General features: G+C 60.9%; 15 protein-coding genes, 1 tRNA gene and 1 pseudogene. 7 read left to right on the top strand and 10 right to left on the bottom strand.

Annotated features, from left to right (window positions below; translation table 11 throughout):
* The first annotated feature begins 12 nt into the window (after window positions 1–12).
* The 4 genes from bamC (at window position 13) to ACIPZ5_RS14225 (ending at window position 2,811) form a co-directional block, all read left to right on the top strand.
* Window positions 13–1,131: an outer membrane protein assembly factor BamC gene (gene bamC, locus ACIPZ5_RS14240; protein WP_079229333.1), complete on the top strand. Its 1,119-nt coding sequence runs from the start codon at window positions 13–15 to the stop codon at window positions 1,129–1,131.
* On the top strand, window positions 1,132–1,890 hold the full coding sequence (locus ACIPZ5_RS14235) for an MBL fold metallo-hydrolase (protein ID WP_343598635.1): 759 nt from the start codon (window positions 1,132–1,134) through the stop codon (window positions 1,888–1,890).
* A gap of 29 nt (window positions 1,891–1,919) precedes the next feature.
* Entirely contained in the window at window positions 1,920–2,630 is a 711-nt protein-coding gene (purC, locus tag ACIPZ5_RS14230; RefSeq protein ID WP_003254733.1) for a phosphoribosylaminoimidazolesuccinocarboxamide synthase, read from the top strand.
* A 91-nt stretch (window positions 2,631–2,721) separates the two neighbouring features.
* Window positions 2,722–2,811 (top strand) — tRNA-Ser (locus tag ACIPZ5_RS14225).
* 71 nt (window positions 2,812–2,882) lie between these two features.
* Here the strand turns inward: ACIPZ5_RS14225 and ACIPZ5_RS14220 are convergent.
* The 3 genes and pseudogenes from ACIPZ5_RS14220 to ACIPZ5_RS14210 form a co-directional block, all read right to left on the bottom strand.
* Window positions 2,883–4,634 carry a hypothetical protein gene (locus tag ACIPZ5_RS14220; protein WP_343598636.1) on the bottom strand — a complete coding sequence of 584 codons (1,752 nt, stop codon included), beginning with the start codon at window positions 4,632–4,634 and terminating at the stop codon, window positions 2,883–2,885.
* Between the two features lie 473 nt (window positions 4,635–5,107).
* On the bottom strand, window positions 5,108–5,557 hold the full coding sequence (locus ACIPZ5_RS14215; RefSeq protein ID WP_400809273.1) for a DUF2846 domain-containing protein: 450 nt from the start codon (window positions 5,555–5,557) through the stop codon (window positions 5,108–5,110).
* A gap of 125 nt (window positions 5,558–5,682) precedes the next feature.
* Window positions 5,683–5,805 (bottom strand): annotated as a pseudogene (locus ACIPZ5_RS14210) (lysine transporter LysE); the annotation flags it as partial.
* Between the two features lie 291 nt (window positions 5,806–6,096).
* On the opposite strand from ACIPZ5_RS14210, the gene mqo reads away from it, so the two are divergent.
* A complete protein-coding gene (gene mqo / locus ACIPZ5_RS14205) occupies window positions 6,097–7,734 on the top strand; it encodes a malate dehydrogenase (quinone) (RefSeq protein WP_400809271.1) in 1,638 nt (545 codons plus the stop codon).
* Window positions 7,735–7,783: 49 nt separating this feature from the next.
* On the opposite strand, the gene ACIPZ5_RS14200 is transcribed toward mqo, so the two are convergent.
* Genes ACIPZ5_RS14200 through ACIPZ5_RS14180 form a run of 5 tightly spaced genes read right to left on the bottom strand, consistent with a single transcriptional unit; the run spans window position 7,784 to window position 10,463 of the window.
* Window positions 7,784–8,227: a hypothetical protein gene (locus ACIPZ5_RS14200; RefSeq protein ID WP_261943025.1), complete on the bottom strand. Its 444-nt coding sequence runs from the start codon at window positions 8,225–8,227 to the stop codon at window positions 7,784–7,786.
* Between the two features lie 26 nt (window positions 8,228–8,253).
* A complete protein-coding gene (locus ACIPZ5_RS14195) occupies window positions 8,254–8,574 on the bottom strand; it encodes an AzlD domain-containing protein (RefSeq protein WP_261943026.1) in 321 nt (106 codons plus the stop codon).
* The gene (locus ACIPZ5_RS14190) at window positions 8,553–9,254 is read right to left on the bottom strand and encodes an AzlC family ABC transporter permease (protein ID WP_261943027.1); all 702 of its coding nucleotides are present in this window, start codon (window positions 9,252–9,254) and stop codon (window positions 8,553–8,555) included. The genes ACIPZ5_RS14195 and ACIPZ5_RS14190 overlap by 22 nt, the downstream gene beginning before the upstream one ends.
* Entirely contained in the window at window positions 9,251–9,733 is a 483-nt protein-coding gene (locus ACIPZ5_RS14185; protein WP_261943028.1) for a GNAT family N-acetyltransferase, read from the bottom strand. The genes ACIPZ5_RS14190 and ACIPZ5_RS14185 overlap by 4 nt, the downstream gene beginning before the upstream one ends.
* Complete coding sequence (locus ACIPZ5_RS14180) at window positions 9,717–10,463, bottom strand: 2OG-Fe dioxygenase family protein (RefSeq protein WP_261943029.1); 747 nt, start codon at window positions 10,461–10,463, stop codon at window positions 9,717–9,719. The genes ACIPZ5_RS14185 and ACIPZ5_RS14180 overlap by 17 nt, the downstream gene beginning before the upstream one ends.
* 202 nt (window positions 10,464–10,665) lie before the next feature.
* On the opposite strand from ACIPZ5_RS14180, the gene ACIPZ5_RS14175 reads away from it, so the two are divergent.
* Window positions 10,666–11,535 carry a LysR family transcriptional regulator gene (locus tag ACIPZ5_RS14175; RefSeq protein WP_343598640.1) on the top strand — a complete coding sequence of 290 codons (870 nt, stop codon included), beginning with the start codon at window positions 10,666–10,668 and terminating at the stop codon, window positions 11,533–11,535.
* A gap of 129 nt (window positions 11,536–11,664) precedes the next feature.
* Here ACIPZ5_RS14175 and ACIPZ5_RS14170 read toward each other — a convergent pair whose 3' ends face one another.
* Window positions 11,665–12,000: a helix-turn-helix domain-containing protein gene (locus tag ACIPZ5_RS14170; RefSeq protein ID WP_343598641.1), complete on the bottom strand. Its 336-nt coding sequence runs from the start codon at window positions 11,998–12,000 to the stop codon at window positions 11,665–11,667.
* A gap of 51 nt (window positions 12,001–12,051) precedes the next feature.
* Between ACIPZ5_RS14170 and xenA the strand changes: the two genes are divergently transcribed.
* The gene (gene xenA, locus ACIPZ5_RS14165; protein WP_343598642.1) at window positions 12,052–13,143 is read left to right on the top strand and encodes a xenobiotic reductase XenA; all 1,092 of its coding nucleotides are present in this window, start codon (window positions 12,052–12,054) and stop codon (window positions 13,141–13,143) included.
* A 278-nt stretch (window positions 13,144–13,421) separates the two neighbouring features.
* Here the strand turns inward: xenA and ACIPZ5_RS14160 are convergent, their stop codons facing one another.
* The gene (locus ACIPZ5_RS14160) at window positions 13,422–14,669 is read right to left on the bottom strand and encodes an NAD(P)/FAD-dependent oxidoreductase (protein ID WP_400809265.1); all 1,248 of its coding nucleotides are present in this window, start codon (window positions 14,667–14,669) and stop codon (window positions 13,422–13,424) included.

Raw genomic sequence — 14,669 nt, 5'->3', positions numbered from 1 at the left:
GAAGTACACCGCATGAAGCGACTGGCTGGTCTTTCCGCGCTCGCCCTGATCATCTCCAGCACCAGTGGGTGTGGCTGGTTGTGGGGCGAGGATGGCTATTTCCGCGACCGCGGCAGCGATTACCTGCAGGCGCACCCGACTGCGCCGATGCAGTTGCCGCCGGACGCCGGCAACGTCAAGCGCCTTGACCCGTTGCTGCCGATCCCGCGCAACGTCGCCGACGATCGTGCCACTGGCGAGTTCGAAGTGCCGCGTCCGCAACCCCTGACCGCCGGCGCCGAAGCCAGCGATTACACCTTGCAGCGCAGCGGCAGCAGCCGTTGGGTACTGGCCCAGCACTCGCCCGCCGAAGTGTGGCCGGTGGCTCACCAGTTCTTCGAGGACAATGGCTTCCGCATTGCCGAAGAGCGCCCGCAGACCGGTGAATTCAACACCACCTGGCAGCGTTTCGACGAACTGTCGGCATCGCTCGGCCAGCGCCTGTCGAGCACTGCCAGCAGTGGCGACAGCGAAGTGCGCGTACGCGTGCGCATCGAGCCCGGCGTGCAGCGCAACACCTCCGAGGTGTACATCGTCAGCGTCGAGCGCCCGGCCGGCAGCACCGCCGACACCGCGTTCCCGTCCACTTCGGCCAACACCGGCGCCGATGCGCTGCTGGTCGACGAAATGCTTGCCAGCATGAGCCGCAGCGCCGAGAAGGGCGGTTCGGTATCGTTGCTGGCTGCGCGTGACTTCGACGCCCCTAGCCGTGTCAGCCTGAGCGAAGACGGCAGCGGCAACCCGGTGCTGTTCCTCGGCTCGGACCTGGACCGTGCCTGGTCCGGCGTGGGCCGTGCCCTGGAGCAGGGCGGCGAGTGGCGTGTCGAGGACATCAACCGCAGCCTGGGCCTGTACTACATCAACCTGTCGGAAAAGCCTGAAGACAAGCAGAACGAACCTGGCTTCTTCAGCCGCATGTTCGGCAGCGCACCGACCAAGGAAGAGCGTGAAGCCCGTGCCGAGCGTTACCAGGTACGTCTGAGCAAGGTCGGCGAGAGCGTGCAGGTCACCGTCGAGAAGAACATCAACACCGTGGCCCCGGCCGATGTCGCCCGTCGCGTGCTGAGCGCCATTCAGGACCACCTGGGCTAAGTGCGTTTCGCGGTACTCGGAAGCGGCAGCCAGGGAAATGGCACGCTGATCGCCAGTGGTGACACGTTCATCCTGGTCGATTGCGGGTTTTCCCTGCGTGAAACCGAGCGGCGCCTGGCGCTGCTCGGGGTCTCGGCGGCGCAACTGAGCGCGGTGCTGGTAACCCACGAACATGCCGACCACGTGCATGGGGTGGGGTTGCTGTCGCGGCGCTACAATGTACCGGTCTACCTCAGCCAAGGCACATTGCGCGGCATGCGCAAGCCGGTGGAGGTGGCCGGTTTTCTCGCTTGTGGCCAGCGGCTGCAGATCGGCGCCCTGGAAGTGAGCGCGGCACGGGTTGAGCATGACGCCTACGAGCCGCTGCAGTATGTGATCAGCGACGGGCAGCGGCGATTTGGCATGCTCACCGACCTGGGTTCGTACGATGCGCTGCTGCTCGAGCGCTACCAAGGCCTGGACGCACTGCTGATCGAAGCCAACCACTGCCGTGACCTGCTCGCGCGCGGTCACTACCCGGCCTTCCTGAAGCAGCGGGTAGGTGGCATGCAAGGGCATTTGAACAACCACCAGGCTGCGCGCCTGGTGCAAGAGTTGGGCTGGAACAACCTGCAGCACCTGGTGCTGGCCCACCTCAGCAGCAAGAACAACCTGCCACACTTGGCCCGCCAGTGCTTCGTCGACACCCTCGGGTGCGACCCGGACTGGCTCCAGGTGGCGAATCAGGAACACGGGCTCGACTGGCGCGAAATCGCCTAGCCCAACACCTCAGCAAGCGGAGCCCAATCATGGAAAAACGCGAAGAACTTTACCGCGGCAAGGCCAAATCGGTTTACAAGACCGACGACGCCGACCGCTTGATCCTGCTGTTCCGTAACGACACTTCGGCGTTCGACGGCAAGCGCATCGAACAGCTCGACCGTAAAGGCATGGTGAACAACAAGTTCAACGCCTTCATCATGCAGAAGCTCGAAGAAGCCGGCGTGCCGACTCAGTTCGACAAGCTGCTGGGCGACAACGAGTGCCTGGTGAAGAAGCTGGACATGATCCCGGTCGAGTGCGTGGTGCGCAACTACGCCGCCGGCAGCCTGGTCAAGCGCCTGGGCGTGGAGGAGGGCATCAAGCTGGAGCCATCCACCTTCGAGCTGTTCCTGAAGAACGACGAGAAGGGCGACCCGTTCATCAACGAATCCCACGTTGTCGCCTTCGGCTGGGGCACCGCCGAGCAACTGGTCGAGATGAAGAAGCTGTCGCTGAAGGTCAACGAAGTGCTGAGCAAGCTGTTCGATGACGCCGGCCTGCTGCTGGTCGACTTCAAGCTGGAATTCGGCGTATTCCACGGCCAGATCGTCCTGGGTGACGAGTTCAGCCCGGACGGCTGCCGCCTGTGGGACAAAGAAACCCGCAAGAAGATGGACAAGGACCGTTTCCGTCAGGGCCTGGGCGACGTGATCGAAGCCTACGAAGAAGTTGCCAAACGCCTGGGCGTGCCGCTGTAAGCTGCGCGTTCACGCAAGCGCCTGATACCACGCGATTTTTTTTGAAAAAAGGTTTGCCTTTTAAAAAATCGCTGGTATGATGCGCGGCATTGGAGAGATGCCGGAGTGGTCGAACGGGACGGATTCGAAATCCGTTGTACTGGCAACAGTACCTAGGGTTCAAATCCCTATCTCTCCGCCATACAAGATGAAGCCCCGCAGATTAACGTCTGCGGGGCTTTTTCGTTTCTGGCGTGTGCCGACCGTTTCAACTCACCAGGGGGTTGGCTCCAGCGCACCGACACCGCTGGGGGTGGTGCTGCCTTCGCCATTGCGCAGGAACGGCAGGTGCCAGAAGTCATTGGGCACGATCTCGTCCCCTGGCTTGACGTTTTCCGGGAAGATGAACTCGAACACCGGTGCCACGTACTGCCCGGCAGTCAGCCCGTTGGCCACGGTCAGGCGGCTGGCGTTCTGCAGGCAGCTGTCGACCCCGGGTTGTGCCAGGGTGTTGGTGGGCACGCAGAGGGAGCGAGCCATTACCCGCAGGGTACGGCTGGGTTGGCTGAGCAGGCCGGTCGGTGCCTTGGACGCACGCAGCCGCGCGCGTTGTGGCTGGGCCCCGACGTTTTGCGTGGTGATCCCGCCAGAAGCACCGGCACAGGTAGCCGCCAGCACGGTGGCAGGGTCACATTCGCCGGTCATTTCAAACGGCGTGATCCAGCGGTTGCGTTGTACGCCAGTGGCGGGGTCGACATCGATCAGGTAGATGTCCACCGGGGTCTTGACGTCGGTAGTCTCGGCTTCCAGGAAGATGCGGTCCTGGGTTTCCTGAGCGGCACCGTTTACCGCAACCAAGGCCGGGTCAGCCGTGCCGACGCCGAACTCGCCAATGGCCAGGTAGCTGGGCTGACTGCCCGGCTGGGTGTAGATGCCGAGGTTGGCCTCGATGGTGTGGGCGGAGATGAAGTCCGGCACTCCCGCGGTGGTCGATTTGAACAGCGTCCCGGAGTAGGTGATGAAGTCGCCGACTTCGAACGGTACCTGTTGCGTCGGGTCCGGGTCGGTCGCGGTGCGGGTCGGGTCACTGAAGCGCTTCATGACGAATTGGCTGCAATACAACTGGCCTGCCTTCGGCGGTGTCAGTTCACCCGATGCAGGCAGCGCCACGCCGGCCTGGGCAAAATTGCGGCAGTTGTTGGTGGTGGTCGGGGTAACCACTTTTGGCCGGTTTTTCTGTGGGCACAGCGGGTCGTCACCGGTACGCGGCACGCACATCGGGTAACCCGTTGCCGAGTGGATGGTCGGGTTGGCGTCATCCACCGAGAAGCGCGGGTCGGGGCTCTGGGCCCGACCGAAACGCCCGTTGGGGTCATTGATCTGCAAGACGGTCGGTTGCGGCGAGTTGGTACTCGTCACTTCTATATTGCCTGTGGTCAGGTCAATCCTGCTGATATAGCCACTGCCGACCTGGGCCGATTGCTGGGAGACGAAGATCAGCCCGGCAATTTGTTTGCCGGCGACTGTATTGCCGACAACATGCACTTCAAAAGAAGGGTAGGTAGCCGGTAGTTGTTTGAGGCCCAGGGGGCCGCCGTGTACGAACTCAGCCCAGGTGAGTGTATTGGCGGGCATCTGGATGACCGAGTTGCAGGGCACGGTAATGGTTGTGCCATTGACCACAACGGTGCCGCCCAAACGGTTCGGGTTGCTCGTGTTGGGGCAGTTGCTGTTGCTGCTGTCGACCGTCATGTCCTGAATGAAGCCGGTGATGTCGAAGCCATGAATGGCCAAGGGGTCGACAAAGATCGGATCAGGCAATGTAGGCGTAGTGAAGGGTGACGGGGTCCCCTTGACCGGCTTGTCGGTCCCGCCCTTGGCCCAGGCATCGCCAGGCCCGGCAATACTCAAGGCCAGTGCGGCGACTACTGCCCCGGCAAGCAGTGCCGGGCGAGCGAAGCGCGTGCTGAGCCGCGTTTGAGCGGGGACTGCTGCTGACGTCTTGATTCCTGCAGATGTGCTCATAATGGTCTCCGAAATGCTGCCAGCCTCGTTGCAAGCATTCGATCTACCGATAGAGGGCTCGTGTTGCACGAACGCCTGTGCAATAACTACGGAGCGATACGGATATCGAATAACCGGCTCGACATGGAATTCCGAGTCAGGGGATTTCCATCGATCTCGAGCGGCGATGTACTGGCCGGTTCCGGACATGGTCGCGAGAGGGAGTTCCTTGAGCCATAACGGTCAAAGCACGTGTTGTGCCAGTGCCAGGTTGGAAAGGCGACCCGCGTAAAACTGTTACCAATTGTAAAAAATATATTCACAACGCCTGTGTTCACGAACTGGGCAACCCAGTTCTGGGGGCGCAACACCAGAATTGGGTGATGGGGGAAATGTAAGGTGACGTATCTTGCAACTCCCCGGATTCAAGGCGTCAGGCAATAAAAAAGCCCCTGGGAACTATCAGTTTCCAGGGGCTTTTTCTGCTGTTTTGTTTACAGCGAGGTAGCCAGTGTGCACTTCTGCAGGTCGGCCTGACCTTCGGCTTCCGGGACCACTTCCAGCTTCGCGCCACCCACGAACACGCCGACCTTGATCGACTGGCGCACGTAGTAGTTCTTGCCACCTACAGCCATCAGCTCGATCACGTTGTCGCTGAACTCCGATTCGGTGCCGATCTTGTGGCTGCCGGGGGTGATCAGTTTGTGGAAGTAGACCTTGTTCGCTGTTTCGCCAATCACCTTGCCGTCCACCGTGACGGACTTTTTCAGGCCTTTGCCGGCGAAGCTGTCGCGGTAGATGTACAGCCCGGCCTGGTCGGCAGGCGGTGCGGCGAAGGTCTTGAGCGCGGCATCAGCTTCGGCCGATTCCATTGGTACAGATGCGCAGCCGGCCATAACAGCAAAACCGGTGGCTACGGCGAGCATCTTCAAGCGGGTGAGCATGGACAGTCCTTTCGGTTGATTGAATGCGCAGACGAGAAGCTCCACTTCTCAATGGTGTCATTATGCCACAACCTGCATGTCCGAATCCTTGATTGGCCGTTGGATCGGCAATTGAACGGCTGGTCTCAGCGCATTGCTGCCAGCTTGATGCCGAAGCACAGGCAAGCTCCCGCCACCCGCTCGAACAGATTGGCAATCCGCAGATTGGCGCGCATGCGCTCGGTCAGTAGATGCGTCGGTACCACGGCGGTGGTCAGTGCGAAAAAGGCTTCATCAGGATAGATGTTCCCCCGGCGTGACAACCTGCCGCTGGGGCAAATTGCCTACTTGACCTGGGGTTCATCAATTTGTTTGTGCTGGCATTTCGGTTACAATCGCCGAAACGATTCAGCCTTGTCGGTCAATTCGACAAAAGCCTGAGTCGTTTTCTGGTTCTCTGGCTGCTGAACAATCATCTACAACAAGCCTGCGCTGAAGAACAAGGAATACTCTGGGCCAGCCACAGGCCCAACCTCCGTTCTACTGACTGGAATTGATCAATGTTCAAGAAAGCTGGCAAGACCTTGCTGGGTCTGGCTGTCGCTGCGAGCTTCATGCAAGCGCACGCCGCAGAAACCAAGAAAGTCGATGTGCTGCTGGTCGGCGGCGGCATCATGAGCTCCACCCTGGCCGTGTGGCTGCACGAGCTGGAGCCAAGCTGGTCGATGGAAATGGTCGAGCGCCTGGACGGCGTCGCCGAAGAAAGCTCCAACGGCTGGAACAACGCCGGTACCGGCCACTCCGCGCTGGCCGAGCTGAACTACACCCCGGAAGACAAAGACGGCAACGTCAACATCTCCAAGGCCATCGAAATCAACGAAGCCTTCCAGATCTCCCGCCAGTTCTGGTCGTGGCAGGTTCGTCAGGGCGTGCTGAAGAACCCGCACTCGTTCATCAACACCACCCCGCACATGAGCTTCGTCTGGGGCGATGACAACATCAAGTTCCTCAAGAAGCGTTACGACGCGCTGCAGGCCAGCCCGCTGTTCCGCCCGATGCAGTACTCCGAGGACCACACGCAGATCGCCAAGTGGGTCCCGCTGATGATGGAAGGCCGTGACCCGAACCAGAAGCTGGCGGTCACCTGGACGCCCATCGGCACCGACGTCAACTTCGGCGAAATCACCCGCCAGTTCGTTGGCCACCTGCAGACCCAGAAAGGCTTCGAGCTGAAGCTGTCCAGCGAAGTGCAGGACATCACCCGCAACGAAGACGGCTCCTGGCACGTCGAGTACAAGAACCTCAAGGATGGGACCGAGTCGGCCACCGACGCCAAGTTCCTGTTCATCGGTGCCGGCGGCGGCGCGCTGAAGCTGCTGCAGAAGTCGGGCATTCCTGAAGCCAAGGAATACGCAGGCTTCCCAGTGGGCGGTTCGTTCCTGGTAACCGAGAACCCGACCGTGGCCATGCAGCACATGGCCAAGGCCTACGGCATCGCCTCGACCGGTGCGCCACCCATGTCGGTACCGCACCTGGACACCCGTGTGCTGGACGGCAAGCGCGTGATCCTGTTTGGCCCATTCGCTACCTTCTCGACCAAGTTCCTGAAGAACGGTTCGTACCTGGACCTGCTGAGCAGCACCACCACCCACAACGTGTGGCCGATGACCAAGGTCGGTATCGACCAGTACCCACTGGTCGAGTACCTCGCCGGTCAGCTGATGCTGTCGGATGACGACCGCTTCGAAGCCCTGCGCACCTACTTCCCGAACGCCAAGAAGGAAGACTGGAAGCTGTGGCAGGCCGGTCAGCGTGTGCAGATCATCAAGCGTGACGAAGAGAAGGGCGGCGTACTGAAGCTGGGCACCGAAGTGGTGGCTTCCCAGGACCGCACTATCGCTGGCCTGCTGGGCGCCTCGCCAGGTGCCTCGACCGCCGCGCCGATCATGCTGAACGTGCTGGAAACCGTGTTCAAGGAAAAGGTCGCTACCCCTGAGTGGCAGGCCAAGATCAAGGAAATCGTACCAAGCTACGGTACCAAGCTGAACGATTCGGCAGCGGCCACCCAGAAAGAGTGGAACTACACCGCTGAGGTGCTGCAGCTGGAGAAGCCACCGGTGATCGACGACAGCGTCGGTACCACCGTTGCGCCGAGCAAGCCGGTTGAAAGCAAACCCGAGAACGACATGGCGCTTTGATCAGGCGATGTGTGTGAGAAAAAGCCACGGGTGACCCCCGTGGCTTTTTTTATGGCTGTTTCGGCATGTCGCTGTCGATGGCAAGCTCCTGCAGCACCTCGGTCAGGTTGAGGTCTACAGCCAGTGCCAGAAAACTCACGCCACCCTCGTCACTGACGGGGAACACTTTCGCCTCGGTGGCCGCCCTGAGCACCACCTGATCGCCGTGCATGACGTGCAGTTCCGTACCATCGGCCATTTCCAGCTTCAAGCTTCCCGAAGTGGCGAACAGCAGCAGGTCGTTGTCCGTGCTCAAGTGCGCAGCTGCATGCAGGTGGCGGTACTCGGCGATCCAGCCATCGCGCAAGAACGTCTTGCTCAAGGCATAGGCCAGTGAGCACTCCAGCGACAGGTCAGCCATTTCATCGATCACCCGGTCACGTGGAACCTTGGGCATCAGGCGGGAAAATTCACTCAGGTTGGTCAGGGTGACTTTCCGGCGAGCAAGGCTCATAGCGGTTTCCTTTTCACATCCGGGCCTCAAGCCAACAGCGTGATCGCCACGTGTCCGGCAACGCCGGCACACACGCTGTAGATCAGGCTTCTCGACCAGAGGGCGACGATGACCACCGGAATGGCTGCCAGCAAGTCGGCATTCAGGCCCAGCAGCGAACCATCCTTGGCTACCAGCAGGGCCGGTACGGTGATGCTGGCGATGATTGCCACCGGCAGGTATTCAATGACGTCATTGAACAGCTTGGGGGACTTCTCCATCTTCAACAGAAACGGTGTCGCGCGGGTCAGGTAGGTGATGGCAGCCATCAGCATCACCGCTGCGATCAGGTAGTTCTTTTCAGGCATAACCCGGCTCCACAGCCTACGGCGGTTGCGATGAATACGTTCAGGGGCGAGGGCGCAAACATGTTCAGCAGGCACGTGGTAACGATCACCACCAAAGCGATGATGGCTTTGGTGAAGGTGCTGCACAGCGATATCAGCACGAAGATCATCATGGCGGTCAGGGCATAGTCCAGCTTGAACTGGGAAAACCGGTTCAATGCATCCGAGGCCACCGCACCAAACACCGCACCGGCGATCCAGCTGGCATGGCAATAGGTATTGAACTGCAGCAGATAACCAGGCGAGGTCGGCCTGCCGTTTTCCAGGCGTTGGCTGTGGAAGGCGAAGGACTCATCGGTCAGGCCGAACGCGTACAGCAACTTCTGCGGTTTGCTGATCGGCAGTTGTGCGCTGCGTTTGGACATGTACATCGCCATCAGCATGTGCCGCGAATTGATCAGCAAGGTCGACAAGGCAATGGTGATCAGCGGCGCGCTGCTGGTCATCAGTGCCAGGGCGGCAAACTGCGCTGCCCCGGCGTAGACGAACAGGCACATGGCGGCCGGCAGCCACAAGGGCAGGCCGGCGTTGATGCACATGACACCGAACACGAAGCTGACGACGAAATAGCCGGTGACGATCGGCAGGGCGTCGACCAGGCTTTCCTTGCGCGAGGTGGTCAGCAACACCGACGAGGTCACAGGTCGACCTCGCAGGTGATTTCACCACGGGTTTGCAGGAAGCCTTGTTTCTGCCAGAAGCTCAGTGCGTTGACGTTGTCCTCTTCAACGAACAGAAACACCCGGCGAATACCGTGCTGGCGGAAGTCGCTGAGAATCGAATTGGCCAGTGAGGTGCCGATCCTGCTCTGGCGATAGTCCGGCGCCACCGCCATGTGGTTGATGGTACCCCGGGTGCCCATCAAGCCCCCTGCGACCGCGCCGACGATGCTGCCGGTCTGGTTCTCGGCCACGTAGCAATAGGTGTGCTCGGTGCCGAGCAGTCCCTTGAGCAGCCCTTCGTCCTGCCAGTCGCAGAACGAGGTCTCCTCGAAGCGGCGGAAGAAATCGACAATCTTGCGGGCCTGGAAGGGCGTGGCTTTCTTGATGCTCAGGCCATTGATGTGTTCGGCCGGGAACAACTTCGGCGTCGTACCGATGTAACTAGTCGATAATGTCATGCTCGCTGCCCGGTCGAGAGAAGGAAATCGCGATGATCTGCCGATAGCCCATTTCAGAGTTACTCGGGTTGATCGCCGGCGTGACGTAGTGCTGCAATTCGCGATCGAGGAAGTACGTGGTGTCGAGAATATTCAGGTAAGTGCCGGAATCGATCACATTCGACTGTTTATCGTAGATCTTGCTGGTGGCACCCTCGACGTTGTGACGGCCCCAGAAGTGCACGCCGCTGAACGGATAACCGTCGCAGTGAATACCTTCTGGGGTGATTTCGATTTGCGCCCCTGGTTTGATCTCGATACGGATCTGGTGCACCTGGCATTGCCAGTTGACCGTGTGCAGCTCTTTGGGCAGCACGGCTTTATAAACGTCGAAATCCAGGCGGATCAGCGAACGGAGTATCGGTGAGTTGAAGACGTCGGCGGAAATGTCATCGAAATGGCGCGCCATGCCGCCGACATAGTTGTTGTGCGCCTCCGATTGTTCATAGGCACGGTGATTGAGCTGGCACAGCTCACCGGTGACCGGGTTGAAGTCGAAGTCACTGTAACGGCGGTAGCGGGTGCCTTTTTCAGCCTGGCCGTAATAACGGTCGATCCCCATCGTTTCCCAACTTTTGGAAAACTCGACAAACTCTTTGAAACCGCCGTTCAACGTATAATCACTGCCCATGACGTTGACCGTCTTGTTTTGTCGCAGGGCAGCATCGATGTTTCTGTTAAGTGTCAGCATGGCCATCTCTTCTTATTTAAAGCTGGCGAAAATCTAACAGTTGGATTGCGCGCCGAAACTTCACTTTTTTTTGACGTGCCTCAACCGTTGCTTGCTACCCGGCCGGCGTGCACCGTTAGTGGGCAGACAGTGCCGGCCGTTGTGCGTTATCCTCGTGGCTTTCGTAGGCGGTCTGCGTCAGCGGAATGGGGAGGGAGATTGAATGGACATCAAGGTGCTCAAAAACATCGTGAACGTCGCCCGAACGGGGTCGATCACCGATGCGGCCGAACAGGTGCACGTCACGGTCCAGGCCTTGGCCGCTCAGTTGAAAAAGCTCGAAGATCATTGCGGCTTCAAGTTGTTCGACCGGACCAACAAAGGGGTATCACTGACCCAGGAAGGCGTGGGTATCCTGCCGCATGTCCTGGAAATCGTGCGTTCTTCCGAGCGCATGCAGCTGAAGATCAATCAGTTGCGCCAGAGCCGCAACCAGCGCCTGCCGTTGCGCGTTGCCTTGAACAGCACGCTGTCGATGGAAATCAATCAGCAGATCATGGCAGGCGTGGTCAGCAAGTTGTCAGGCTACAACCCAATCTTCAGTTGCTCGGAATCGCCCGACAACCTGACGAAGCTGGCCAAGGACGAAGCGGATATGGTGGTGGTGCTGGGCGACAGTGTCCCCGAGAACTATCATTCGGTGCCGCTCAAGGGCTTGCGCATCGAAGTCGTCGCCTCGTCATCCAGCAATGACCGTTCAGCGCCCTGTGCGGTGATCAAGCCGTTGCCCGAGTGCCCCTATTCCTCGATCTTCTCCCGCTTCGCCGAGCGCCGGCCCGGCATGCTGGAGGCTGCAACCGTGTTCCACTCCGGCAGTGAGATCGTCAGTGTTTCCATGATCAAGAGCTTTGGCGGCGTGGGTGTGCTGTCGCGTGCAGTTGCCGAAGCCAACGAACTGTTCATCTGGCCTGGCTTCTCTGATTTTCTCGATGTGTATCTGATCATGAAAGAACCATGGATCATCGAAGAAGAGTTCACGCTGTTCGGCGCGGTACCCACACCCATTCGCAGCTTTGACGCCATCAGCGCCTGACGAACCGCCGCTCCCACAAGGGTTGCATTGGCTTCAAGAGCAACGCCGAACCTGTGGGAGCATTTCTATAATCTGGCGCGATCCCTGTGGGAGCGGGCTTGCCCGCGAAGAGGCCGGTACAGGTAAAGATCAGCTCTGCCTTAGAATGCAGTCGAGCAACCCTGGAAACCGCTCTGCCAGCATTTCGCTGCGCAGCGAATTCATGTGGGTGGTCCCGACATTGCGGGTATGCACCAACCCCGCATCACGCAACACGCGAAAATGGTGCGACATGCTCGACTTCGGCCGCCCGCCATCGAGCTCGCCGCAGCTGGCCTCGGCCACGCCGGCCAGGTGGCGGACGATGCCCAGGCGCACCGGGTCGCTCAGTGCATAGAGCACACGCTCGAGAATCAGGTCTTCAGGATTGGGATGTTGGTAGGCTCGCATGACCGACATGATAACGGGGGTTTCATTAATTGCCATAGTTCGATTATGATCGAACTATCGTATTCAGATGATCCTCGGAGTTTGCCCATGTCTGCCCTGTTCCAACCTTACTCCCTCAAAGATGTCACCTTGCGCAACCGCATCGCCATTCCACCGATGTGCCAGTACATGGCCGAGGACGGCCTGATCAACGACTGGCACCAGGTGCATTACGCTGGCCTGGCCCGTGGCGGCGCCGGCCTGCTGGTGGTCGAGGCCACCGCCGTGGCGCCGGAAGGGCGCATCACCCCCGGCTGTGCCGGGATCTGGAGCGACGCCCATGCCAAGGCCTTTGTGCCGGTGGTGAAGGCGATCAAGGCAGCAGGCTCGGTGCCGGGCATCCAGATTGCCCACGCCGGGCGCAAAGCCAGCGCCAACCGCCCATGGGAAGGTGACGACCACATCGCTGCCGACGATGCTCGCGGCTGGGAAACCATCGCCCCGTCGGCTGTCGCCTTTGGCGCGCACCTGCCGAAGGCACCGCGCGAGATGAGCCTGGACGACATTGCCCGGGTGAAACAGGATTTCGTCGACGCCGCGCGCCGTGCGCGTGATGCCGGCTTCGAGTGGATCGAGCTGCACTTTGCCCATGGCTACCTGGGGCAGAGCTTCTTCTCCGAGCATTCCAACCAGCGCACCGATGCGTACGGTGGCAGCTTCGAGAACCGCAGCCGCTTCCTGCTGGAAACCCTGGCAGCGGTGCGTGAGGTGTGGCCGGAAAACCTGCCGCTGACCGCGCGCTTCGGTGTGCTGGAGTATGACGGTCGTGATCAGCAGACCCTGGATGAGTCCATCGAGTTGGCGCGCATGTTCAAGGCCGGTGGCCTGGACCTGCTGAGCGTCAGCGTTGGCTTCACCATTCCTGAAACCAACATCCCATGGGGCCCGGCGTTCATGGGGCCGATTGCCGAGCGCGTGCGTCGTGAGGCGGGCCTTCCGGTGACGTCGGCGTGGGGCTTTGGTACGCCGCAGCTGGCTGAGGCGGCCTTGCAGGCCAATCAGCTGGATCTGGTATCGGTTGGCCGTGCGCACCTGGCCGACCCGCATTGGGCGTACTTCGCGGCCAAGGAACTGGGTGTGGAGAAGGCCTCCTGGACCTTGCCGGCACCTTATGCACACTGGCTCGAGCGTTATCGCTGAGTCGAAAAGGGGGCCGCTATGCGACCCATTCGCGGGACAAGCCCGCTCCCACAGGTATGAGTGGCTCTCACGGCCTGCGCTGCACCTGTGGGAGCAACTGTCTTGTGCTGCTTGTGCCGGCCTCTTCGCGGGTGAACCCGCTCCCACAGGTTCAATGCTTACCTCGAGGCATGCGCAATCCCTGTGGGAGCAACTGTCTTGCTCAGTTTCTAGAATCTGGCGCGATCCCTGTGGGAGCGGGCTTGTCCCGCGAATGGGCTGCACAGCAGCCCCTGAACTCAAAAACGATCTAACTGGTATGCCGCCGTCTCAGGGCCAGCCGACTGTTGCGCCAAGTGCCCCACCCATTCCGCCGTCACCGCCGCCTGGGTCAGCCCCAGATGCTGATGTCCGAACGCCAACAGCACGCGGCCATCGCACACCCGATCGATCACCGGCAACGAGTCCGGCAACGATGGCCTGAAGCCCATCCAGGGCGTAGCGCCTTCAACACTCAGTTCCTGCTGGAACAGCCCTTTGCTCAACCGGTGTAACTGCCACGCCCGCTGCATGCTCGGCGGCGCATCGAGCCCTGCGAATTCCACCGTGCCGGCCAGGCGCAGCCCATCAGCCATGGGCGTCATGATGAACTTGCGCTCCAGCGAGGTGACCGCGAACGGCAAGCGCTGCTGCTCCTGCGGCAGCATCAGGTGATAACCGCGCTCAGTGTCCAGGGGTACCTGCTTGCCGGTCAGCGCCGCCGTCAACTGCGCAGAATGTGCGCCGCAGCTGAGCAACACCTGGCGCGCCTGGAACGTCCCCTGGTCACTGGCCAGGCTGACCCCGTTGCCGTGCAGTTGCCCACCCGCAACCCGCGCCTGGACGAAACGCACACCGCTGGCCCTGGCAGCCTCGAACAATGCGCAGACCACCCGGTACGGGTTGATGAAGTGCCCGGTACGCGGGAAGAACAAGCCACCCAGCAGCGCAGGGTTGAGCTGCGGTGCTGCCTCGCGCACGCTTTCGGCCGACCAGAAATCCACCTCCACGTTCTGCTGCTGCATGCGCGCCTGCAAGGCTTGCAGCGCCTGGCGCGACTCGGGCCGTTCGAACACCAGCAGCGAGCCATCTTCCTTGAACAGCTCGCTGCGCCCGATCGAGCCGAGCAAGCGCTGCCAGGCTCCCAGGCTGCCTTCGTTCAGCGCGCGGATACCGGCCACGCTGCGCTGGAACGGCGCCGGGCGCAGGTTGAGCAGCAGCCGGGTGAACCAAGGCATGGCCTTGGGCAGGTACTTCCAGTCCAGGCGCAGCGGGCCCATCGGGTCGAGCAGCATGCGCGGCAGGCGCTTGAGGATCGACAGGTCGGCAATGGGGAACACCTGCTCGGTGGCCAGGTGCCCGGCATTGCCGTAGGAGGCACCATGGCCGGGCGGCTGGTGGTCGAGCAGCAGCACCCGTCGGCCCTGGCGGGCCAGTTGCAGGGCGCAGGCAACGCCAACGATGCCTGCGCCCACCACGGCGATATCGGTTTCAGGGGCGTCGACCAT

The sequence above is a fragment of the Pseudomonas sp. NPDC089428 genome, from assembly GCF_044749325.1.
In the GTDB taxonomy this organism is placed as follows: Bacteria; Pseudomonadota; Gammaproteobacteria; order Pseudomonadales; family Pseudomonadaceae; genus Aquipseudomonas.
Note: the sequence above shows the minus strand (reverse complement) of the source record. Positions and strands in the feature narration are given on the sequence as shown.